This window comes from Geodermatophilus sp. SYSU D00663, from assembly GCF_054050655.1.
Genome location: NZ_JBJGZT010000028.1, coordinates 1 through 20,529 on the forward strand (window position 1 = coordinate 1; position 20,529 = coordinate 20,529).

Genomic DNA, 20,529 nt, shown 5'->3' on the forward strand with positions numbered 1-20,529 from the left:
CCGCCCGTCCCCGGCGGGGGTTGTTGAGGGTTTGCCCGGTCTGGGGCCACCCCGGCGACGGGGGGGGGGCCCCGCCGGGCCCGGGGGGGGGCCCCCTCCCGTGTGCGGACGGCTAGCGGCGGGAGGACCGTTCGGCCTCGGCCAGCCACTCGCGGCGGGTCTCGAGGTCCGCCTGCGCCCGGGAGATCCGCTTCGCGTCCCCGGAGGCCTCGGCCTTGGCCAGCTGCTCCTCGGCCTTGGTGACGGCGGCCCGCATCGAGGCGACCATCGGGTTCTCCGGCGCGGTGCGTACCCGGCCGGCGTCCGCGGCGCCGCGGACCCGCTGCTCGACGGCCTGCATGCGGTCCTCCAGCGAGCGCATCGCGCCGCGCGGCACGTGGCCGATGGCGTCGTAGCGCTCCTGGATCCGGCGCAGCGCGGCCTGGGCGCCGCGCAGGTCGGTCGACGGGTCGAGCTTCTCGGCCTCGGCCAGCAGCTCCTCCTTCGCCTGCTGGTTGGCCAGCTGCTCGGAGTTGCGCGCCTTGTCCGACTCCGCGCGGGCGGTGAAGAAGACGTCCTGCGCGGCGCGGAACTGCTTCCACAGGTCGTCGTCGCCGTCGCGGCCGGTGCGCGGCACCGCCTTCCAGCGGTCCATGAGCGACCGCATCGCGGCGCTGGTCGGGCCCCAGTCGGTCGACGTCGACAGCCGCTGCGCCTCGGCGATGAGCTCCTGCTTGGCCGCGCGCGCCTCGCCGCGCTGGGCGTCGAGGGCGGCGAAGTGCGCGCCGCGGCGGCGGCCGAAGGCGTCCCGGGCGGCCGCGAAGCGCGACCACAGCGCCTCGTCGGTCTTCCGGTCGATTCCGCGGATGGTCTTCCACTCCTCGACGATCGCCTTGAGCCGGTCGCCGGCGGCCTTCCACGACGTCGACTCCGCGGCGATCTGCTCCGCCTCGGCGGCCAGCGCCTCCTTGCGGGCGACCTGCGCGGCGCGGGCGGCGGCCTTCTCGGCGCGCGACTCGGCGGCGGCGGAGTCGGCGGTGTCGACCATCGCGCGGGCGCGGGCGGCCAGCCCGTCGAGGTCGCCGACGGCGGTGGCCGCGGGGATGGTGTCGGCCAGCGCCTGCGCCTTGGCCTTGATCTCGTTCGGGTTGCCGGTGTGCGCCTTCAGCCGGGCCTCGAGCAGCCCGACCTCGGTCGCCAGGTCGTCGTAGCGGCGGGCGAAGTGCGCCAGGCCCGCGGCCGGGTCGCCGGCCTGCCAGGAGCCGACCGCGCGCTCGCCGTCGGCGGTGCGCACGTAGACGGTCCCGTCCTCGTCGACCCGGCCCCACTGCGCGGGGTCCGACGCCGCCTCGGCGGCCGGCGCGGTCACCACCCCGGCGGGCGGCGCGGCCTCGGGGGTGACGGCCTCGTCGGTGGCGGTCTCGGCGGCGGTCTCGGCGGCGGGGGTCTCGGCGGCGGGGGTCTCGGCCTCGGGAGCGCTCCCGCCCGCCGCCGGGTCGGCCAGCGCCGCCGCGTCGGGGGTGGGCGCGGCGGGCGTCCCGGCCTCCGGGGTGACCGCGTCGGGACCCGCCGTCTCGGGCGTGGGGACCTGCTGCGACCCGTCTCCGGGGTTCGTCGTGCTCGACACGCACCGCAGTGTCCCACGCCGCATCGGCGAGACTGCTCCGGTGAGCAGCAGTCCCGCCGCAGCCGTCCCGGTCGCGTTCTGCCCGTGCCCGCCGCTGCTGCTCCCCGAGGTCGCCGGACGGGCCGCCGCGGACACCGCCGCGCTGCGTGCCGCGTGCACCGACGCGGTCGCCGCGCTGGTGGCGGCCGCACCGGGCCCGGTGGTCGTCGTCGGCCCCGACGCGGAGGGCCGGCACGGCCCGGGCGACGCCGGGGACCTGCGCGGGTTCGGCGTGGACGTCGAGGTGCCGCTGGACGGGGAGGTGCGGCCCGGCGGCCGGCGGTTGCCGCTGTCGCTGACCGTCGGCGCGTGGCTGCTGCGCCGCGCCGGACACCCCGGCCCGCGCGTCGGCGTCGGCCCCGGCGACCTCGCCGCCGCCGTCGCGGAGCTGCCCGGTGCCGGCCTGCTGGTCATGGGCGACGGCTCCGCGCGCCGCAGCGAGAAGGCGCCCGGCCACCTCGACCCCGCCGCCGCGCCCTTCGACGCCGCCGTCGCCGCGGCGCTGGCCGCCGGGGACGCCGCCGCGCTCGCCGCGCTGGACCCGGCCGAGGGGGAACGGCTGCTGGCGGCCGGCGTGCCGGCCTGGCGGGCGGCCGGCGCGCTGCTGGCCGGCCGGGACGTCGCCGCCGAGCTGCGCTTCGACGACGCCCCGTTCGGCGTGGGCTACCTCGTGGCGTCCTGGACGGCCGCCGGGACCACACCGTGACGCCGCCCGTCGTCGCCGTCGTGGGGCCGACGGCGACCGGCAAGACCGCGCTCGCGGTGACGCTGGCGCAGCGGCTCGGCGGCGAGGTGGTCAACGCCGACTCGATGCAGCTCTACCGCGGCATGGACATCGGCACCGCCAAGCCCGACCTCGCCGAGCGGCAGGGCGTGCCGCACCACCTGCTCGACGTCTGGTCCGTGCGGCAGGCGGCGTCGGTGGCCGAGTACGCGCGGCTGGCGCGGGCGGAGGTGGACCGGCTGCGGGCGCGCGGGGTGCTGCCGCTGCTGGTCGGCGGGTCGGGGCTGTACGTGCGCGCCGTCCTCGACGACCTCGACATCCCCGGCACCGACCCCGCCGTGCGGGCCCGGCTGCAGGCGGAGCTGGAGGAGTCCGGCCCCGCCGCGCTGCACGCCCGGCTGGCCGCGGTCGACCCCGCCGCCGCGGCGGCGGTCCTGCCGTCGAACGGGAGGCGGATCGTGCGCGCGCTGGAGGTCGTGGAGATCACCGGCCGGCCGTTCCGCGCGACGCTGCCCGAGCCGCGGCCGCACTACCCGGCGGTGGTCGTCGGCCTGGACCGCGAGCCCGCCGAGCTCGACGAGCGGGTCGCCGCCCGGGTGGACCGGATGTGGGCCGCCGGGTTCGTCGCCGAGGTCGAGGCACTGGTGGCCGAGGGCCTGCGCGAGGGTCCCACCGCCTCCCGGGCGCTGGGCTACGCGCAGGTCCTCGCCCAGCTCGACGGCGCGCTCACGCCCGCCGAGGCGCGCGAGCGGACGGTGGGCACCACCCGCCGCTTCGTCCGCCGGCAGCGCTCCTGGTTCCGCCGGGACGCGGCGATGACGTGGTTCGACGCCGCCCGCCCCGACCTCGCCGACGCCGTCGGGACGCTGCTCGCCGGCCGTACGATCGGGCGGTGAGCGACCGGTTCCTCCTCGGGCACGGCACCGAGAACGACTTCGTCGTCCTGCCCGACCCCGACGGGGACCGCTGGCCCGAGGACCGCCTCGACGCCGCCCTCGTGCAGCGGCTGTGCGAGCGCCGCGCCGGCCTCGGCGGCGACGGCGTCCTGCGGGTCGTGCGCAGCCGGCACGTGCCCGACGCGGCCGCCGTCCTCGGCGACGCCCTCGACGCCTGCGAGTGGTTCATGGACCACCGCAACGCCGACGGCTCGCACGCGGAGATGTGCGGCAACGGCATCCGGCTGTTCCTGCACGCGCTGGTCACCGAGGGCCTGCTCGACCGCGCCGCCTGCGCCGACGGCGTGCTGGTCGGCACCCGGGGCGGCCCGCGGCGGGTCGGCGCGGGCGCCGACGGCACCTACTGGGTCGACATGGGCCCGGCCCGGCCGTTCGGCCGCGGCGAGGCCACCGTCGGCGGCCAGGCGTTCCCCGGTCAGGCGGTGTCGATGGGCAACCCCCACCTGGTCTGCCTGACCGACGCCGACCTCGACGCCCTGGACCTCGGCCGGCAGCCGGGCTTCGACACCGGCCTGTTCCCCGAGGGCGTCAACGTCGAGTTCGTGCGGGTGCTCGCGAGCCCGGCCGAGGGCGCCGACGCGCACGTGCGGCTGCGGGTGCACGAGCGCGGGGTGGGGGAGACCCGCTCCTGCGGCACCGGCGCCTGCGCCACGGCGTACGCGGCGCTGGCGGCCGGCGCGGACGACGCCGCGGTGCGCGGCACCGTCGTCGTCGACGTCCCCGGCGGCCGGCTCACGGTGGACGTCTCCCCGGAGACGACGGTGCTGCGCGGTCCCGCCGTCGTCGTCGCCTCCGGCGAGCTGACCCGGGAGTGGCTCGGCGCCTGACTAGGGGTTGTCCGGGGTGTCGGCGCGGGTCTCGGGCTCGTCGGTCGGCGCCTCGGGCTTGTCGCCGGGGCCCACGTTGCCGGTGCCGCGCGGCTTGCCGGCCCCGGTGTCCTGGTCGGCGCCGCCGAAGGGGTTGCGCGGCACCTCGAGGCCGACGGGGTCGCGGCCGGGGTCGTCGGTGCCGGCGTCGCTGCTGGTGCTCACGGGAGTTCCTCCTCGGCTGTGGTGTCCGTCCCGCCCTACCCGCCTCCCGGCGGGATGCACCTGACCCGTTCCGGTGTTGTAGGGGGCGTATGACGACTGCAGAGACGACAACCCAGGTGACCGGCGTGGCCTCGCGTGTCACGCTGGACGTGATGACGACCGCCCCCGAGAGCACCCCGCTCGACGACGACACGCTCGCCGAGACCCGTCCCGCGCCGGCCGGCCAGTGGGACGAGGACGACGACACCACCGGCTCCTACGCCCTGGAGGCCCGTGGCGCGCTGCGCCGCGTCGCCGGGCTGTCCACCGAGCTCGCCGACGTCACCGAGGTCGAGTACCGGCAGCTGCGCCTCGAGCGCGTGGTGCTCGTCGGTGTGTGGACCGAGGGCACCCAGGCCGACGCCGACCGCTCGCTGGCCGAGCTCGCCGCCCTGGCTGAGACCGCGGGCTCCCAGGTCCTCGAGGCGGTGAGCCAGCGGCGGGACAAGCCCGACGCCGGCACCTACGTGGGCTCGGGCAAGGCCAACGAGATCCGCGACATCGTGGCCGCGACCGGCGCCGACACCGTGATCTGCGACGGCGAGCTGACCCCCGGCCAGCTCAACGCGCTGGAGAAGATCCTCAAGGTCAAGGTGGTCGACCGGACCGCGCTGATCCTCGACATCTTCGCCCAGCACGCCACCAGCCGGGAGGGCAAGGCCCAGGTCGAGCTGGCGCAGATGCAGTACATGCTGCCGCGCCTGCGCGGGTGGGGTGAGTCGATGTCCCGGCAGGCCGGTGGGCGTGTCGCCGGCGGTGGCGGCATCGGTACCCGCGGCCCCGGTGAGACCAAGATCGAGACCGACCGGCGGCGGATCCGGTCCCGGATGAGCAAGCTGCGCCGGGAGATCACCGGCATGGTCACCGCCCGGGTCACCCAGCGGCAGTCCCGCAGCCGCAACGCCGTCCCGAGCGTGGCGATCGCCGGGTACACCAACGCCGGCAAGTCCAGCCTGCTCAACCGGCTGACCGGCGCGGGCGTGCTCGTGGAGAACGCGCTGTTCGCCACGCTGGACCCGACGGTGCGCCGCGCCATGACGCCCGACGGCCGCGAGTTCACGCTCACCGACACCGTCGGCTTCGTGCGGCACCTGCCGCACCAGCTCGTCGACGCCTTCCGCTCCACGCTGGAGGAGGTGGCCGGCGCCGACCTGCTGCTGCACGTCGTCGACGGCTCCGACCCCGACCCGCTCGGCCAGATCGACGCGGTGCACGTGGTGCTGCGGGAGATCGACGCCGCGGCGGTGCCCGAGCTGATCGTCGTCAACAAGGTCGACGCCATGACCGAGGACGACGTGCTGACCCTGCGCCGGGCGCTGCCCGGTGCCGTCTGGGTCTCCGCGCGCACCGGTGAGGGCCTCGAGCAGCTGCGCGAGGTCGTGGCCGCCCGGCTGCCGCACCCGGACGTCGAGGTCGAGGTGCTCGTGCCCTACGACCGCGGCGACCTGGTCGCCCGCGTGCACCGCGACGGCGAGGTGCTCAGCGAGGAGCACGAGGCTGCCGGCACCCGGCTGACCGCCCGCGTCGACGGCGGGCTGGCCGCCGCGCTCGAGCGGTTCGCCGTCCCGGTCGGCTGACCGCCACTGCACCCAGGGCCGCCCGGGTGCCCGGCTCCGCGCCGGGTGCCCGGGCGGCTCGCCGTTCCGGCCCGCCGAGGTCACGGACGGGTCACGGCCCGGTACCGTGATCCGGTGACCAGCGGCGTGGTGCGGCGCACTCCCGGCGCGCCGGCCGGGCGCCCGGAGCGGGCCGCCCGGCCGCCCGCCGTGGTGGGTGCCGGGCGCCCGCCGTGGTGGCTGCTGGTCGTCGCGTTCGCGGTCACCGTCGGGGTGACCGTCGACCTGCTCAGCCGCGGGGTGCTCGAGCGGCTGGACCTCGAGGTCTCCGAGGTGGTCAGCGCCTGGGACCTGCGGAACTCCCCGGCCTACTGGCCGGTCTGGGCGGTCACCCAGATCGGCGGCCGCGGGACGATCCTCATCGTGCTCGCCGCCCTGGTCGGCTGGCTGTGCCTGCGGGAACGGACGCTGCTGCCGCTGGTGCGGGTGGTCACGGCGCTGGCGCTGCTCACCGTCGTCGTCTACGCGTTCAAGTTCGGCACCGGCCGCACCGCGCCCGCCTATCCCGGCTCCTTCTTCCACCGCGACGGCGCCAGCTACCCCTCCGGGCACGTGGCCAACGCCGTGCTCATGTGGGGCGTGGCGCGCTGGCAGGCGGTCGAGTACGGGCTCGGGCCGCGGGTGCAGCGCACGCTGTGGTGGCTGGCCGTCGTCGGGCCGGTGGCCACCGGGATCGCGATGGTCTCGCTGGACTTCCACTGGGTCACCGACGCCGTGGTGGGCGCGGCCGTCGGGCTGCTGCTGCTGGGCGTGGTTCACGCACTCGACGCGCTGGTGCTGTCACGCTGGGCGAGTGCCCGAGCCGGCCGCCCGTCCGCGTAGCGCCGCCCGGCGGGCACCGGCCGTCCTGCTGACCGCGGGCCTGCTCGCCCTCCCGGCGGCCCCGGCCGCCGCCGAGGAGCCGGCCGCCCCGTCGGTCCGCTGCCAGGTGACCGACCCGCGGCTGGCCGAGCTCTCCGGCCTCGTCGACGTCGGCGACCGGATGCTCGCCGTGGTCGACGGCGGAGACCAGGTGGCGGTGTACGTGCTCGACGACGCGTGCCAGGTGGTCGACGTGACCACCGCGCCCGTGGACCCCTACGACCCCGAGGACCTCGGCGTCGGTCCCGACGGCACCGTGTGGCTGGCCGACACCGGCGACAACACCACGGTCCGGACGACGGTCGCGCTCGTCGCGCAGCGCCCCGACGGCGGGACGGCGCTGTACCGGCTGACCTATCCCGACGGCCCGCACGACGCCGAGGCGCTGCTGCTGGCCCCCGACGGCACCCCGTACGTGGTGACCAAGGAGGTGCTCGGGGCCAGCCACGTCTACCGGCCCGCCGCTCCGCTGGTCGACGGCGGCACGGTCGCGCTGGCCGACGTCGGCACGGTCGCGTTCACGCTCACCGGCACGCCGGGCGGGCCCGTGGGCCGGGCCGGTCAGCTGCTGGTCACCGGCGGGGCGGTCGCCCGCGATGGCAGCCGCATCGCGCTGCGCACGTACACCGACGCCTACGTCTGGCCGCTGACCGGTGCCGACGTCCCGGGGGCGCTGGCCGGCGAGCCGGTGCGGATCGCGCTGCCCGAGGCGCCGCAGGGGGAGGCGGTGTCGTTCACCGCGGACGGCCGCGCGCTGCTGGTGGCGGGCGAGGGCGTGCCCGGGGACGTCACCGCGGTACCGGTCCCGGCGGGGTCCGCGCCGCCCGCGCCGGCAGGGTCCGACGCCGCCGACGTCTCACCGTCGGCGCTGCTCGGCGGGGACTCCACGGGCCTCTCGCCGGTGACCGCGGGCGTGGCCGCCGCCGTCGTCGCGACCGCGCTGGTGTGGATCGGCGGGCGGCTGCGCCGCCGCCGGTCCGGTGGTCCGCCCGCCGGCGCCTGAGCTCCGGCGCCGGCGGGGGACCTGCGGCTCAGACCCGCCGCAGGACCGTGACGACGCGGCCGAGGACGGTGGCCTCGTCGCCGGGGATCGGCTCGTAGGCCGGGTTGTGCGGCAGCAGCCAGACGTGCCCGTCGCGGCGCTTGTAGGTCTTCACGGTGGCCTCGCCGTCGAGCATCGCGGCGACGATCTCGCCGTTCTCGGCGGTGGGCTGCTGGCGGACGACCACCCAGTCGCCGTCGCAGATGGCCGCGTCGACCATCGAGTCACCGGCGACGCGCAGCATGAACAGCGTGCCCTCGCCGACGAGCTCGCGGGGCAGCGGGAAGACGTCCTCGACGGCCTGCTCGGCGAGCACCGGGCCACCGGCCGCGATCCGCCCGACCAGCGGCACGTAGGTCGGGGCGGCCGAGCCGTCGGCGGCCGCGGCGGGTGCCGCCGGGGCGGCCTCGCCCGGGGTCTCGCCGGGCAGCCGCACGTCGAGCGCGCGGGGCCGGTTGGGGTCGCGCCGCAGCCAGCCCTTCTTCTGCAGCACCGACAGCTGGTGGGCGACCGACGACGCCGACGACAGGCCGACCGCCTCGCCGATCTCGCGGACCGAGGGCGGGTAGCCCCGCCGCTCGATCGAGTCGCGGATGACCTCGAGGACCCGGCGCTGGCGCTGGGTCAGGCCGTCGCCGGCCTCACCGCGGTCGGGGAACGTGCGCACGGCGCCCGTGCCGTCCGCGCCGGCGCCGCGCTCCGCGGCCGGACGGCGGGTCGCCGTGCCGCCGCCCCGGGTGCCCTGGCCGGTCCCGCTCGTGCCCGCCACGTCTCCTCCTCGCCGGCCGCGTCCCCGCGGCCCGTCCGTCGCCCTCCCGGCCCGGGGCCGGTCGGCGGGCGGTGCGCCCGCACGGACCGTAGCGCGCCGGCGCCGCAGGTTCAAACGTGTGTTCGAAGGACACGCCGCGCCGCTCTCGCACTCGTCGGACCCGTGCGGTAGACATCCGGACAGACGTTCGATCGAACACGCGTTCGATGCGGTCGACCTGATCAGGAGGAGCGGTCATGGGCAGCGTGCGGCAGGCAGTGCTCGAGTTCGACGCGGCGGTCCGGGTCCCGTGGCGGCCGCCGCTCCGCGGGGAGGGCGTGACCGCGCCCGGCGGCGCGCGCCGGCCCGCGTCCCCGGGTGGCGCCGACCGGCCGGCGCAGCGCGCCGCCCTGCCGGGCTCCGGTCCCCGCGTCACCGGGCACCTGCGGCCGGTGCCCGACCGTCCCGCCACGGCTCCCGCGCGCACCGCCGGCCCGGCCGCCGAGGGGCCGCGCACCCGCCGCGACCCGGCCCGCCCGAGCGGGCGGCCGGTGCGCTCGGAGCCCGCCCGGGCCGGCGTCCGCGCGCGGTGCGCACCGGCCCCGGCGCCGGTGCGGCTGACCCGCCGCGGGCGCCGCCTGGTCACCGTGCTGGTCCTCGCCGCCGGTGTCGGCGGCGCCGCCCTCGGCCGCGAGTTCCTCGCCCCCGACGACGGCCTGCGCCTGGCCGGCGAGAGCAGTGTCGTGGTCGGGAGCGGTGACACGGTGTGGTCGATCGCCGCGGAGGTCGCCGGCGCCGGCCAGGACGTGCGCGCGGTGGTCGACGCGATCCAGGCACTCAACGACCTGGAGGGGGCGGCCGTCGTCCCCGGGCAGGTGCTGCGCCTGCCCTAGGTGCTCCGCCCGGCGTCGTCGTCACGAGAAGTGACGAGAGCGCGCCGGTGACTTCGTCAACCATCCGGGCCCGGTCGTTCACGGTCCGGAGTCATCAGGGCACCTACGGTCAGGAGCGTGTCAGCAGCCGTGAACAGCAGTGCAGCGGTGACCTTCCGCTCCCCGCAGGACGTCGAGGTCCTCGTGGACGGCGCCTGGGTGCCGGGCGCCATGCTCGGCTGGCGGCACGACGCGACCGGCGGCTGCGAGGCCCGGGTCCGGCTGCGCGACGCCGGGGTGGCCGTCGGGGAGCAGGAGGCCTGGGTGGACCTGGCCGCCGTCCGGCTGCCCGAGCGGCACCTGACGCTGGCGTCCGGCCGCGCCGACGGTGCCGCTGACGCCACGGGGACGGTCGTGATGCCGGCCGTCGGCCCGCGCGCCGTCGTCCCGGGGGCGCGCCCCGCGCGCCGGGGCGTCCGCCGGCACGGTGGCGACGTCACCGCCGAGCAGCCCGCCGTCGTCCCGTCCGCCGTGGGCCGGCACCGCGCGCCCGGCGGCTCGGGCCGGCACCGCGCGGCGACCGCCGAGATGCCGGTCGTCACCTGCCCGGCCCCGGCCGGCGGTGCGGTCGCCGACGAGCCGGACATGCTGACCCGCCCGATCCGGCTCGGTGACCTGGTGCCCCACCCCCGCGGCGGTCGTCCCGCCGTCCGCCCCACCGCCTGACCCGTCGCCGGGGGCGTGTCCCGGCGGCCCCTCCGCACACCTCCACCGGCGTCCCGGGGAGGCGCCTGCGCGCCCTCCGGGTGCCCGCCCGCGTCCCGCCGGCGGCGGCCGGATACACCCGCACGACCCCTCCCGCGCGCCGACACGCGCGGCACCCCGGCGTGTCGTGTGACGGGAGGGAGCCCTGCTCGCGCCTGGTCACCACGGGGTCACGGCCGGATCTCGGTGGAAGAGACACGCGGGTTCTCGTCTTGCAGATGTAGTGGAGCGCGGCCTACTGTCCCCCTACATCTAGTAGTTGCACCGATGGAAGTCCTCCACAGGCCGTCCTCAGGACCTCCACGGGGTGTCCACCGGATGTCCCCAGAGGGGTCCACAGACAGACGCAGGCGGGCGGGTCCGGCAGGACCGGACGAGCCCGCCGGCACGAGCCGCCCGAGCCGGGTCCCCGGCCGGGCGGGTCTTCCGCGGAGGGAGGTGAACCGCAGTGCGCTGCCCGTTCTGCCACAACCCCGACAGCCGCGTGATCGACTCGCGCGAGGCCGACGAGGGGGCCACCACCCGTCGCCGCCGCTCGTGCCCGGCCTGCGGCCGCCGGTTCACCACCGTCGAGGAGGCGGTGCTCGCCGTCGTCAAGCGCAGCGGGGTGAGCGAGCCGTTCAACCGGACCAAGGTCGTCGCCGGCGTGCGGCGTGCCTGCCAGGGCCGGCCGGTCGACGAGGACCAGCTCCAGCAGCTGGCCCAGCAGGTCGAGGACGCCATCCGCGCCAGCGGCGTGGCCGAGGTCCCCAGCCACGAGGTGGGGCTGGCCATCCTGCAGCCGCTGCGCGAGCTCGACGAGGTCGCCTATCTGCGCTTCGCCAGCGTCTACCGCGCCTTCACCTCGGTCGAGGACTTCGAGAAGGAGATCACCGAGCTGCGGGCCCGCCACCACCGCGGCGGCACCCCGCCGCTGCCCGGGCTGCAGATCGAGCCGCCGGCGCCGCGCCGCCGGGGCTCCGCCCGCACCCCCTCCACCGCCCGCGACGGCTGACCGCCGCCCGCGCGACCAGACGTGCGCCGGCAGCGTCGCCGGCCCTCTCAGCACCACCGGAACCGTCAGCAGGACCAGATAGGAACAGGGTGGCTCTCTTCCCCAGCCGCCCGCACCACTCACCGAGGGAGAGCTCGTGACCGAGATCGAGGACCGCCCGGCAGGCCGTACGCGCCGGGCCGCCAAGGCGCCGACCAGGGGGAAGGGCCTGAAGGTCAAGCGGGTCTACACGACCGCCGGCGTCCACCCGTACGACGAGGTGACGTGGGAGCGTCGCGACGTCGTCATGACCAACTGGCGTGACGGCTCGATCAACTTCGAGCAGCGCGGCGTCGAGTTCCCCGCCGAGTGGAGCATCAACGCCACCAACATCGTCACCACGAAGTACTTCCGCGGCGCCGTCGGCACCCCGCAGCGGGAGACCAGCCTGCGTCAGCTCATCGACCGGGTGGTGCTCACCTACGGCGCGGCCGGTCGCGAGCACGGCTACTTCGCCACCGAGGGCGACGCGGAGGTCTTCGAGCACGAGCTGACCTGGATGCTGCTGCACCAGGTGTTCAGCTTCAACAGCCCCGTGTGGTTCAACGTCGGCACGAGCGCGCCGCAGCAGGTCAGCGCCTGCTTCATCCTCGCCGTCGACGACACGATGGACTCGATCCTCAACTGGTACCGGGAGGAGGGGCTGATCTTCAAGGGCGGCTCCGGCGCCGGCCTGAACCTCTCCCGCATCCGCTCGTCCAAGGAGCTGCTGTCCTCCGGCGGCACCGCCTCCGGCCCGGTCAGCTTCATGCGCGGCGCCGACGCCTCCGCCGGGACCATCAAGTCCGGTGGCGCCACCCGGCGCGCGGCCAAGATGGTCGTCCTCGACATCGACCACCCCGACATCGAGGAGTTCATCGAGACCAAGGCGCGCGAGGAGGACAAGATCCGCGCGCTGCGGGACGCCGGGTACGACATGGACCTCGGCGGCAAGGACATCACCAGCGTCCAGTACCAGAACGCCAACAACTCGGTCCGGGTCTCCGACGAGTTCATGCGCGCGGTGGAGGACGGCACCGACTTCGGCCTGCGCGCCCGCCTCGACGGCTCGGTCATCGAGGAGGTCGACGCCCGGGGGCTGTTCCGCAAGGTCACCCAGGCCGCCTGGGAGTGCGCCGACCCCGGCATCCAGTACGACGACACCATCAACGACTGGCACACCAACCCCGAGACGGGCCGGATCAACGCGTCCAACCCCTGCTCGGAGTACATGAGCCTGGACAACAGCTCGTGCAACCTGGCGTCCCTGAACCTCATGAAGTTCCTCAAGGACGACGGGACGTTCGACGCCAAGACCTTCGTCAAGGCCGTCGAGCTGGTCATCACGGCGATGGACATCTCGATCTGCTTCGCCGACTTCCCGACCGAGCCGATCGGTGAGACCACCCGCGCCTACCGGCAGCTGGGCATCGGCTACGCCAACCTCGGCGCGCTGCTGATGGCCACCGGCCACGCCTACGACTCGCGCGGCGGCCAGACCCTGGCCGCGGCCATCACCTCGCTGATGACCGGCACCGCCTACCGCCGCTCGGCCGAGCTGGCCGGCATCGTCGGCGCGTACGAGGGCTTCGCCCGCAACGCCGACGCGCACGCCCGGGTGATGCGCAAGCACGCCGCCGCCAACGACGCCATCCGCCCGGTCGGCGCCGACGACGCCGACGTGCTGCGGGCCGCCACCGCCCAGTGGCAGGAGTGCCTGGAGATCGGCGCGGACAACGGCTGGCGCAACGCGCAGGCCTCGGTCCTCGCCCCCACCGGGACCATCGGCTTCATGATGGACTGCGACACGACCGGCATCGAGCCGGACTTCTCGCTGGTCAAGTACAAGAAGCTGGTCGGCGGCGGGTCCATGCAGATCGTCAACCAGACGGTCCCGCGGGCGCTGAAGAGCCTCGGCTACCAGGACGAGCAGGTCGAGGCGATCGTCGAGTACATCGCCGAGCACGGCCACGTCGTCGACGCCCCGAGCCTGCGCCCGGAGCACTACGAGGTGTTCGACTGCGCCATGGGCGAGCGGGCCATCTCCCCGATGGGCCACGTCCGCATGATGGCCGCGGTGCAGCCGTTCATCTCCGGCGCGATCAGCAAGACGGTCAACATGCCGGAGACGGCGACCGTCGAGGACGTCGAGAACATCTACTTCCAGGGCTGGAAGCTCGGCCTCAAGGCACTGGCGATCTACCGCGACAACTGCAAGGTCGGCCAGCCGCTGTCCGACGCCAAGGCCAAGAAGACCACTGCCGACGGTGGGGCCAAGGCCGAGGTGGAGGCCGCCCCGGTCGCCGCGACGTCGCACCCGGTCCGCCGCCGGCTGCCGAAGAAGCGGCAGAGCATGACGACGTCGTTCAGCGTCGCCGGCGCCGAGGGCTACATGACCGCCGGGATGTACGAGGACGGCAGCCTCGGCGAGGTGTTCCTCAAGCTCGGCAAGCAGGGCTCGACCCTGGCCGGTGTCATGGACGCCTTCTCGATCGGCATCTCGATCGCGCTGCAGCACGGTGTGCCGCTGGAGACCTACATCCAGAAGTTCACCAACATGCGCTTCGAGCCGGCCGGCATGACCGACGACCCGGACATCCGGATCGCCCAGTCGGTGATGGACTACATCTTCCGTCGCCTGGCACTGGACCACCTGCCGGTCGAGACGCGCGCGACCCTCGGCATCTTCACCGCCGAGGAGCGGGCGGCGCAGGTGTCGGGCACCTACGGCGGCTCCGCCTCGACGGCGGAGGTCGTCGAGGAGGAGGTCGACGTCGAGGCGCTGCGCGGCTCGGTGCCGACCGAGGCGCCCGCCAAGCCGGAGCCGGCCGCCGAGAAGCCGGTGAAGGAGGCCCACTCCTCGGCCGAGCTGCTCGAGCTGGTCACGGGCAACGTCACCGACGCGCCGCTGTGCATGACCTGCGGCACGAAGATGCGTCCCGCCGGCAGCTGCTACGTCTGCGAGGGCTGCGGCTCCACCAGCGGCTGCAGCTGACCTGACCGGTCAGCGACGTCCTGCACCGGCGGCAGGACGTCGCTGACCGATGACCGACCCGTCCACCGGCCCGGTCCCCTCGCGGGGCCGGGCCGGTGGCGTTCCGTGGGCCCGAGGAACGGTGGGAGCGACGTGGACCGGGTGCTCCGTCCCGCTCGGCTGAGAAGGCGAGCGGGCCGGAGGCTCCGCACGGGCACCACCCACCGCACGGCAGGTCTCCGGCATGACCAGGCGGCGCGCTGGGCCAGCCACGGGTCACCACACGCCGGGACCCGCCGGTCGACCGGGGATCCGGGGGAACGCGCACGGGTGTCCGGCCGCGGATCACGTGCGACGGTGCTCCATCGCTTCCCAGCGGTCACGGACCACCGGAGGCGATCTCGAGTCCGCAGGGAGTCGCCATGCCGCTCGACCATGCTGTCCTCACCCGCCTGGCCCGGTCCGTCGCCGGTGAGGTGCTGCAACCGGCCGACCCCGGGTTCGCCGCGGCACGGGCCGGGGCCGTCTGGAACGGCGCCATCACGCGCCAGCCGGCGCTGATCGTGCGGCCTACGTCGGCCGAGGAGGTCGCGCGGACCCTCGCTGTCGTGCGCGAGGAGGGGGTGGACCTGACCGTGCGCGGTGGCGGCCACAGCGGAGCCGGGAACGCCGTGGCCGAGGACGCCGTCATGATCGACCTGTCCCGGATCGCCGGCGTCCGGGTGGATGCGGAGGCCCACCGGGTGCACGTGGGAGGCGGCGCGACGTTGGCCGCCGTCGACGCCGCGACCGCGCCGCTCGGACTGGCCGTGGCCGGCGGCACGGTCAGCCACACGGGCGTCTCCGGCCTCACGCTGAGCGGCGGACTGGGCTGGTTGACGTCCCAGCAGGGGCTGGCGTGCGACAACCTGGTGGCCGCCACCCTGGTCACCGCCGACGGGCGCACCGTGACCGCCTCCGAGGACACGGAACCCGAGCTGTTCTGGGCACTGCGCGGCGCCGGCACCAACTTCGGGATCGTGACCGAGCTCGTGTTCGCCCCGCACGAGCTCAACCCCTTGGCGAACGTGGGCATGTTCTTCTGGCGACCGGACGACGCCCTCGAGCCGCTGCGCTTCCTCCGTGAGTACCTGTTCGACCTCCCGGCCGGGATCACCGGTGCCGTGGTCGGGATGTCCGCGCCGCCCGAGCCGTTCGTGCCCGAGGAGCACCGCGGCGAGCGTGGCGTCGCGGTGCTGGTCGCGGGCTGGGGCAGCGCCGAGGAGCACGCCGCGGCGATCCGGCCGCTGCGGGAGCGCGACCCGCTGTTCGAGATGGTCACCCCGATCCCGCACGTGGCGCTGCAGCAGATGCTCGATGACGCCAACCCGTGGGGCATCCGCGCCTACGACAAGGGGCTGAACCTCGACCGGCTGAGCGACGATGCGCTCGCGGTCATCCTGGAGCGGCTCCCCCTCATGCGCTCGCCGCTCTCCTACGTGCCGATGTTCCCGCTCACCGGCCGGTACAGCGAGATCTCCGACGACGCGACGGCGTGGGGCAGCCCCCGACGTCCGCACTGGGCGCTGGCTCTCCTCGCCATGGCCCCCGACGACGAGTCCTATGCGGCCGACCGCGCCTGGGTCCGCGACCTCTGGAACGCCTTGCGCCCCTACGCCCCCGACGACGGGACGTACCTGAACTTCGAGGCCGACACCGACGACCGGCGGGTGCGAGCCTCCTACGGGGAGCGCAAGTACCGCCGCCTCGCCGAGCTCAAGGCCGTGTGGGACCCGGACAACGTCTTCCGGCACAACCCCAACATCCCGCCCGCCCCGGCCGGCATCCCCTCGCCCCGCGAGGCCGTGCCGGCGCGGACCGGCGGGACCGTCCGCTGACGCCGGCGGCGCTCGTCGTCCGGCACGTCGGATCGGGATCGTTCCGGACGGCCCTCCACGTGGTGACCGAGACCGCTCCCGGGTCCCGTCCTCCGGGCCCTCCGGTGGAGTCCGGTCAGGGCAGCCGCGCGAGCAGCGCCCGGGCGAACGTCGCGGCCGCCGGGTCGGCCGGCTCGTGCGTCGCCGCGGCGCGCAGCCAGCCCGCGAGCGGCGCGGCCAGCGCGGGGGAGAGAGCCGCGATCCACGCGCCGGTCCCGGCCCGCGCCTCGGCCACGTGCTCGGTGCTCCCGTCGGGGAGGTGTGCGACCACCTCGGGGCGGGTCGCCAGCAGTCCGCCGGTCCGCCAGTCGCCGGGGGGCGTCCGGGCGGCGAGCGCCTCGAGGCGGTCGGCCGCCGTCCGCAGCAACTGCTCGGGGTCCACGGCCGGATGGTGCCCGACGCTGCGACCGGGGGGCCCGGGACCAGGGTCTCCTGCTCCGGCCGGGCGCCGGGTCTCGACTCCCTGGGCGCCGCCGGGCCGGACCATCGCCGAGCGTCTGGACAGCCCACACCCGGCGGCGGTGCACTACCGGTCCGCACAGGAGGCGCCATGACTGCGGAGCACGTCGTCGAGCCCGCCCGCGCCGGTGCACGCGGCGCCGCGGACTCCCTCGGATCCCCTCACGTCGCCGGCGGCACCCGGAGCTGAGGCTCCACGCTCACCGACAGGAGGACGTCCCGTGGACACCTTCCTCTCCACCGACCTCACCGACCTGCCCGAGGCCGTCGCGCCCGAGGTGATCGAGCTGCGGAACGGCGAGGAGCTGCGGCTGCGCCCGGCTCCGGTCGCCAAGCGGATCGGGAACAGCACGGTGCGGATGCTGGCCTACAACGGCTCGATCCCCGGTCCCACGCTGAGGGTCCGGCAGGGCTCGGAGGTCGTCGTGCACGTCGTCAACGGCACCGACCTCGACACCACCGTGCACTGGCACGGGCTGCGCCTGGAGAACCGCTACGACGGCGTGCCGCACGAGACGCAGACCCCGATCCCGCCGGGCGGGGAGTTCAGCTACCGCATCCAGTTCCCCGACCCGGGCCTGTACTGGTACCACCCGCACGTCCGCGAGGACGTCACCCAGGAGCTGGGTCTCTACGGCAGCATCCTGGTCGACCCGGCCGAGCCGGACTACTGGCCGCCGGCGCACCGCGACGTGGTGCTGACCCTCGACGACCTGCTGCTCGAGGACGGCGCGATCGCCCCGTTCAGCCGCACCGAGACCAACTACGCGGCGATGGGCCGCTACGGCAACGTGATGCTCACCGGCGGGGAGACCGACCCGGCGTTCACCGCACGGACCGGCGAGGTCGTCCGGCTGTGGCTGACCGACACGGCCAACAGCCGGGTCTTCCGGGTGGCCGTGCCCGGTGCCCGGATGAAGCTCGTCGGCGGCGACAGCGGCCGGGTGGAGCACGAGGAGTTCGTCGCCGACGTCGTGCTGGCCCCGTCGGAGCGGGCGGTCGTGGACGTGCTGTTCGACCGGGCGGGCGAGTTCGCACTGGAGCACCGCACCCCGAACCGGACCTACCGGTTGGCGACGATCACCGTCACCGGCGAGGTCGCCGAGCCGCCGCTGGCCGAGCGGTTCGAGGCGCTGCGGACTGCGCCGGAGCTGGTGGCCGAGCGGGAGCAGCTCGGTGCGTGGCTGGCCGCGGCGCCCGACGAGGTCCTCGCGATCGTCGCCGAGATGGACGACCGGGCCGCGCCCGCGACGGCGGGACCGGCGACCTACGCCTGCCCGATGCACCCCGAGGTGGTCAGCGACCAGCCGGGGCGCTGCCCGAAGTGCGGCATGAAGCTGATGGCGACCGCCTCGGGCGGGAGCCACGGTCACGACGCGGGCCACGGTCACGACGCGGGCCACGGTCACGACGCGGGCCACGGCGCCGACGCCGCGGAGACGTCGGCGACGGGTCACGACGCCGCGCACACCCACCACCCAGGTCCCGCCCCCGCCGACGGGATCGAGTGGGAGGACGAGATGGCCGAGACGAACCGGGCCACCACCACGGAGACGATGCGCTGGAAGTTGCTGGACCGCACCGCCGGCCGCGACGGGCTCCCCGTCGACTGGCACTTCACCGCCGGTCAGCGGGTCAAGATCCGGCTGGTCAACGAGATGGACTCCGACCACCCGATGCACCACCCGTTCCACGTCCACGGCGCCGGCCGCTTCCTCGTCCTCGCCCGGGACGGGACCCCCGAGCCCAACCTGGTGTGGAAGGACACCGTGCTCATCCCGACCGGTCAGACCGTCGACCTCCTGCTCGACGTCACCAACCCCGGCCTGTGGATGGCGCACTGTCACATCGCCGAGCACATGCACGCCGGGATGATGTTCAGCTTCACCGTGGACCGGGGAGCGACGCCGTGACGGCGCCGACCGAGCCGCTCGACGTCGTCGTCGTGGGCGGCGGTCAGGCCGGCCTGGCGGCCGCCTGGCACCTGCGCGAGCGGGGACTGCGCTTCCTGGTCCTGGAGGCCGCGGCGGAGATCGGGCACACCTGGCGCACGCGCTGGGAGTCGCTGCGGCTGTTCACCCCGGCCGAGCACGACGCGCTGCCCGGCCTGCCGTTCCCGGCACCGGCCGGCACCTACCCGGGCAAGGAGGCGGTCGCCGACTACCTGCGCGACTACGCCGCCGCCTTCGACCTGCCGGTGCGGCTGGACGCGCGGGTGACCGGGCTGCAGCGCACCGGTGCCGGGTTCCGGATCAGCACCGCCGCGGGGACCTACAGCGCCCGGCAGGTCATCGTGGCCACCGGACCGTTCCAGACCCCGTTCGTCCCGCCGCTGTCCGCCGGGCTGGACGGGTCGGTGACCCAGCTGCACAGCTCCGGGTACCGCAGCCCCGACGCTCTGCCCGAGGGGCCCGTGCTGGTCGTCGGCGGCGGCAACTCCGGCTTCCAGATCGCCGAGGAGCTGGCCCGGACCCGGCCGGTGCAGCTGTCGGTCGGCGCGGCGTACCCGGCGCTGCCGCAGCGGCTGCTCGGCCGCGACCTGTTCTGGTGGCTGACCCGGCTGCGGCTGATGCGGGTGCCCGCCGGTTCCCGGCTCGGCCGGCGGATGCAGTCCCGCGGCGAGTTCCTGATCGGCAGCAGCCGGCGGGGCCTGCTGCGGGCGGGTGTCCGGTTCCGGCCGCGGCTGGCCGACGCCGCCGGCCGCACGGTGCGGTTCGCCGACGGCACCAGCGGGGAGGTGGGCGTCGTCGTGTGGGCGACCGGCTACCGGCCCGACCACTCCTGGATCGACGTCCCGGGAGTCCTGCGCGACGGCCGTGTGGTCCACACCCGCGGGATCACCGACGTCCCCGGGCTGTACTTCCTCGGCCTGTCCTGGCAGCACACCCGCGGCTCGGCGCTGCTGGGCTTCGTCGCCGACGACGCCGCCCACGTGGTCGACGCCGCCGCGAGGAGCAGCGCACCCGTACCCGGGCCACGCGGTGCGCCCGACGCGCAGGCGACCCCCCACGACGTCCGGCACTGAACGCCGAGCACCGGGAGGAGACCGCCATGTCCGGCACGGAGGAGGTCCTCGCGTTCCCGGTCCACCCCGGCGTGACGCCGCTGGACCTCATCGGCCCGCTCACCGTGCTGAAGACCCCCGGCATCGGGGCGCGCGGTACCGCACCGTCGTGGTCGGCGAGTGCGCCGAGCAGCTGGCCACCGACACGCCGCTGGGGCTGCTGCCGGCCGCCACCTTCGCCGAGGTGCCGGACCCGTGGGCGGTGATCGTGCCCGGTGGCGGGGCGAGCACCCTCACCGCGACGGAGGACGAGGCGCTGCTGTCCTACGTCCGCTCGGCCGCCGTCGGGGCGGAGGTCGTCGGGTCCACCGGCAACGGGGCGCTCGTGCTGGCCGCCGCCGATCTGCTGCGCGGCGCGCGGGCGGCCGTGCACTGGGCCTACCGGGAGCCGCTGGAGAAGGTGGGCGCCATCGCCGCCCGGCAGCGGTGGCTCGTCGACGGCCGGCTGCACACCGCCGCCGGCGGCACCGCCACCACCAACTGGTTCTACTCCGGGATCCTGGAGCGCCTGGGTGCCACGTACCACCAGCGGAGGTGGGTCGAGGACGGCGACCTGGTCATGTCCGCCGGCGTCTCTGCCGGCATCGACATGGCACTGCACCTCGCCGCCCGCCTGACCGACGAGGCCACCGCCCGCCGGGTGCAACGAGCCGTCGACTACGACCCGCGACCACCCTGGGGCGGCATCGACTACGACCGGATCCCAGGTCTCCCCCGCGCCGTGCGCGGCGCGATCGGGCTGACCGCGCCGGTGGCCGCCGGGCGCGCCAGGCGGCTCACCCGCGCCGGACGCTGACCCGCGGTC

General features: G+C 75.6%; 18 protein-coding genes. 14 read left to right on the top strand and 4 right to left on the bottom strand.

Features of this window, described 5'->3' with window-relative positions; translation table 11 throughout:
* Positions 1 to 112: 112 nt before the first annotated feature.
* The gene (locus ACI79Z_RS18875) at positions 113 to 1,606 is read right to left on the bottom strand and encodes a DUF349 domain-containing protein (protein ID WP_456903484.1); all 1,494 of its coding nucleotides are present in this window, start codon (positions 1,604 to 1,606) and stop codon (positions 113 to 115) included.
* A gap of 40 nt (positions 1,607 to 1,646) precedes the next feature.
* Between ACI79Z_RS18875 and ACI79Z_RS18880 the strand changes: the two genes are divergently transcribed.
* From ACI79Z_RS18880 to dapF, 3 genes are read left to right on the top strand one after another with little or no spacing between them, the layout of a single operon-like run.
* Positions 1,647 to 2,351, top strand: coding sequence for a hypothetical protein (locus ACI79Z_RS18880; protein WP_456903485.1), 705 nt, complete (start codon positions 1,647 to 1,649; stop codon positions 2,349 to 2,351).
* Positions 2,348 to 3,265, top strand: coding sequence for a tRNA (adenosine(37)-N6)-dimethylallyltransferase MiaA (gene miaA / locus ACI79Z_RS18885; RefSeq protein WP_456903486.1), 918 nt, complete (start codon positions 2,348 to 2,350; stop codon positions 3,263 to 3,265). The genes ACI79Z_RS18880 and miaA overlap by 4 nt, the downstream gene beginning before the upstream one ends.
* Positions 3,262 to 4,152 carry a diaminopimelate epimerase gene (gene dapF / locus ACI79Z_RS18890; RefSeq protein ID WP_387993645.1) on the top strand — a complete coding sequence of 297 codons (891 nt, stop codon included), beginning with the start codon at positions 3,262 to 3,264 and terminating at the stop codon, positions 4,150 to 4,152. Before miaA ends, dapF begins: the two co-directional genes overlap by 4 nt.
* On the opposite strand, the gene ACI79Z_RS18895 is transcribed toward dapF, so the two are convergent.
* Entirely contained in the window at positions 4,153 to 4,356 is a 204-nt protein-coding gene (locus ACI79Z_RS18895; protein ID WP_387993642.1) for a hypothetical protein, read from the bottom strand.
* 125 nt (positions 4,357 to 4,481) lie between these two features.
* On the opposite strand from ACI79Z_RS18895, the gene hflX reads away from it, so the two are divergent.
* The 3 genes from hflX (at position 4,482) to ACI79Z_RS18910 (ending at position 7,875) form a co-directional block, all read left to right on the top strand.
* Positions 4,482 to 5,972 (top strand): GTPase HflX, encoded by a 1,491-nt coding sequence (hflX, locus tag ACI79Z_RS18900; protein ID WP_456903487.1) that lies wholly within the window; start codon positions 4,482 to 4,484, stop codon positions 5,970 to 5,972.
* A gap of 114 nt (positions 5,973 to 6,086) precedes the next feature.
* A complete protein-coding gene (locus ACI79Z_RS18905; protein ID WP_456903488.1) occupies positions 6,087 to 6,833 on the top strand; it encodes a phosphatase PAP2 family protein in 747 nt (248 codons plus the stop codon).
* Entirely contained in the window at positions 6,805 to 7,875 is a 1,071-nt protein-coding gene (locus tag ACI79Z_RS18910) for a hypothetical protein (protein ID WP_456903489.1), read from the top strand. The genes ACI79Z_RS18905 and ACI79Z_RS18910 overlap by 29 nt, the downstream gene beginning before the upstream one ends.
* A gap of 28 nt (positions 7,876 to 7,903) precedes the next feature.
* Here ACI79Z_RS18910 and lexA read toward each other — a convergent pair whose 3' ends face one another.
* Positions 7,904 to 8,683, bottom strand: a complete 780-nt coding sequence (gene lexA / locus ACI79Z_RS18915; RefSeq protein WP_456903490.1) for a transcriptional repressor LexA — start codon at positions 8,681 to 8,683, stop codon at positions 7,904 to 7,906.
* A 236-nt stretch (positions 8,684 to 8,919) separates the two neighbouring features.
* Here lexA and ACI79Z_RS18920 point away from each other — a divergent pair, with 236 nt between their 5' ends.
* The 5 genes from ACI79Z_RS18920 (at position 8,920) to ACI79Z_RS18940 (ending at position 16,162) form a co-directional block, all read left to right on the top strand.
* On the top strand, positions 8,920 to 9,555 hold the full coding sequence (locus tag ACI79Z_RS18920) for a LysM peptidoglycan-binding domain-containing protein (RefSeq protein ID WP_456903491.1): 636 nt from the start codon (positions 8,920 to 8,922) through the stop codon (positions 9,553 to 9,555).
* Positions 9,556 to 9,672: 117 nt separating this feature from the next.
* Positions 9,673 to 10,260: a hypothetical protein gene (locus ACI79Z_RS18925; RefSeq protein WP_456903492.1), complete on the top strand. Its 588-nt coding sequence runs from the start codon at positions 9,673 to 9,675 to the stop codon at positions 10,258 to 10,260.
* A gap of 487 nt (positions 10,261 to 10,747) precedes the next feature.
* Positions 10,748 to 11,293 carry a transcriptional regulator NrdR gene (gene nrdR / locus ACI79Z_RS18930; protein WP_387992657.1) on the top strand — a complete coding sequence of 182 codons (546 nt, stop codon included), beginning with the start codon at positions 10,748 to 10,750 and terminating at the stop codon, positions 11,291 to 11,293.
* A gap of 136 nt (positions 11,294 to 11,429) precedes the next feature.
* Positions 11,430 to 14,306, top strand: a complete 2,877-nt coding sequence (locus ACI79Z_RS18935; RefSeq protein WP_387992660.1) for a vitamin B12-dependent ribonucleotide reductase — start codon at positions 11,430 to 11,432, stop codon at positions 14,304 to 14,306.
* Between the two features lie 401 nt (positions 14,307 to 14,707).
* On the top strand, positions 14,708 to 16,162 hold the full coding sequence (locus ACI79Z_RS18940; protein WP_387992663.1) for an FAD-binding oxidoreductase: 1,455 nt from the start codon (positions 14,708 to 14,710) through the stop codon (positions 16,160 to 16,162).
* A 115-nt stretch (positions 16,163 to 16,277) separates the two neighbouring features.
* Here the strand turns inward: ACI79Z_RS18940 and ACI79Z_RS18945 are convergent, their stop codons facing one another.
* The gene (locus tag ACI79Z_RS18945) at positions 16,278 to 16,583 is read right to left on the bottom strand and encodes a hypothetical protein (RefSeq protein WP_387992666.1); all 306 of its coding nucleotides are present in this window, start codon (positions 16,581 to 16,583) and stop codon (positions 16,278 to 16,280) included.
* A gap of 298 nt (positions 16,584 to 16,881) precedes the next feature.
* Between ACI79Z_RS18945 and ACI79Z_RS18950 the strand changes: the two genes are divergently transcribed.
* The 3 genes from ACI79Z_RS18950 to ACI79Z_RS18960 are packed head-to-tail and all read left to right on the top strand — an operon-like array spanning position 16,882 to position 20,520.
* Positions 16,882 to 18,573 carry a multicopper oxidase domain-containing protein gene (locus ACI79Z_RS18950; protein WP_387992669.1) on the top strand — a complete coding sequence of 564 codons (1,692 nt, stop codon included), beginning with the start codon at positions 16,882 to 16,884 and terminating at the stop codon, positions 18,571 to 18,573.
* Positions 18,570 to 19,685 carry a flavin-containing monooxygenase gene (locus ACI79Z_RS18955; RefSeq protein ID WP_456903493.1) on the top strand — a complete coding sequence of 372 codons (1,116 nt, stop codon included), beginning with the start codon at positions 18,570 to 18,572 and terminating at the stop codon, positions 19,683 to 19,685. The genes ACI79Z_RS18950 and ACI79Z_RS18955 overlap by 4 nt, the downstream gene beginning before the upstream one ends.
* Positions 19,642 to 20,520 carry a DJ-1/PfpI family protein gene (locus ACI79Z_RS18960; protein WP_456903494.1) on the top strand — a complete coding sequence of 293 codons (879 nt, stop codon included), beginning with the start codon at positions 19,642 to 19,644 and terminating at the stop codon, positions 20,518 to 20,520. The genes ACI79Z_RS18955 and ACI79Z_RS18960 overlap by 44 nt, the downstream gene beginning before the upstream one ends.
* Positions 20,521 to 20,529: the final 9 nt, after the last annotated feature.

Bases quoted from the DNA above. Each gene is read 5' to 3' on its own strand.
- ACI79Z_RS18920 (WP_456903491.1), top strand. From the start codon at position 8,920: ATGGGCAGCGTGCGGCAGGCAGTGCTCGAGTTCGACGCGGCGGTCCGG.
- ACI79Z_RS18940 (WP_387992663.1), top strand. From the start codon at position 14,708: ATGCCGCTCGACCATGCTGTCCTCACCCGCCTGGCCCGGTCCGTCGCC.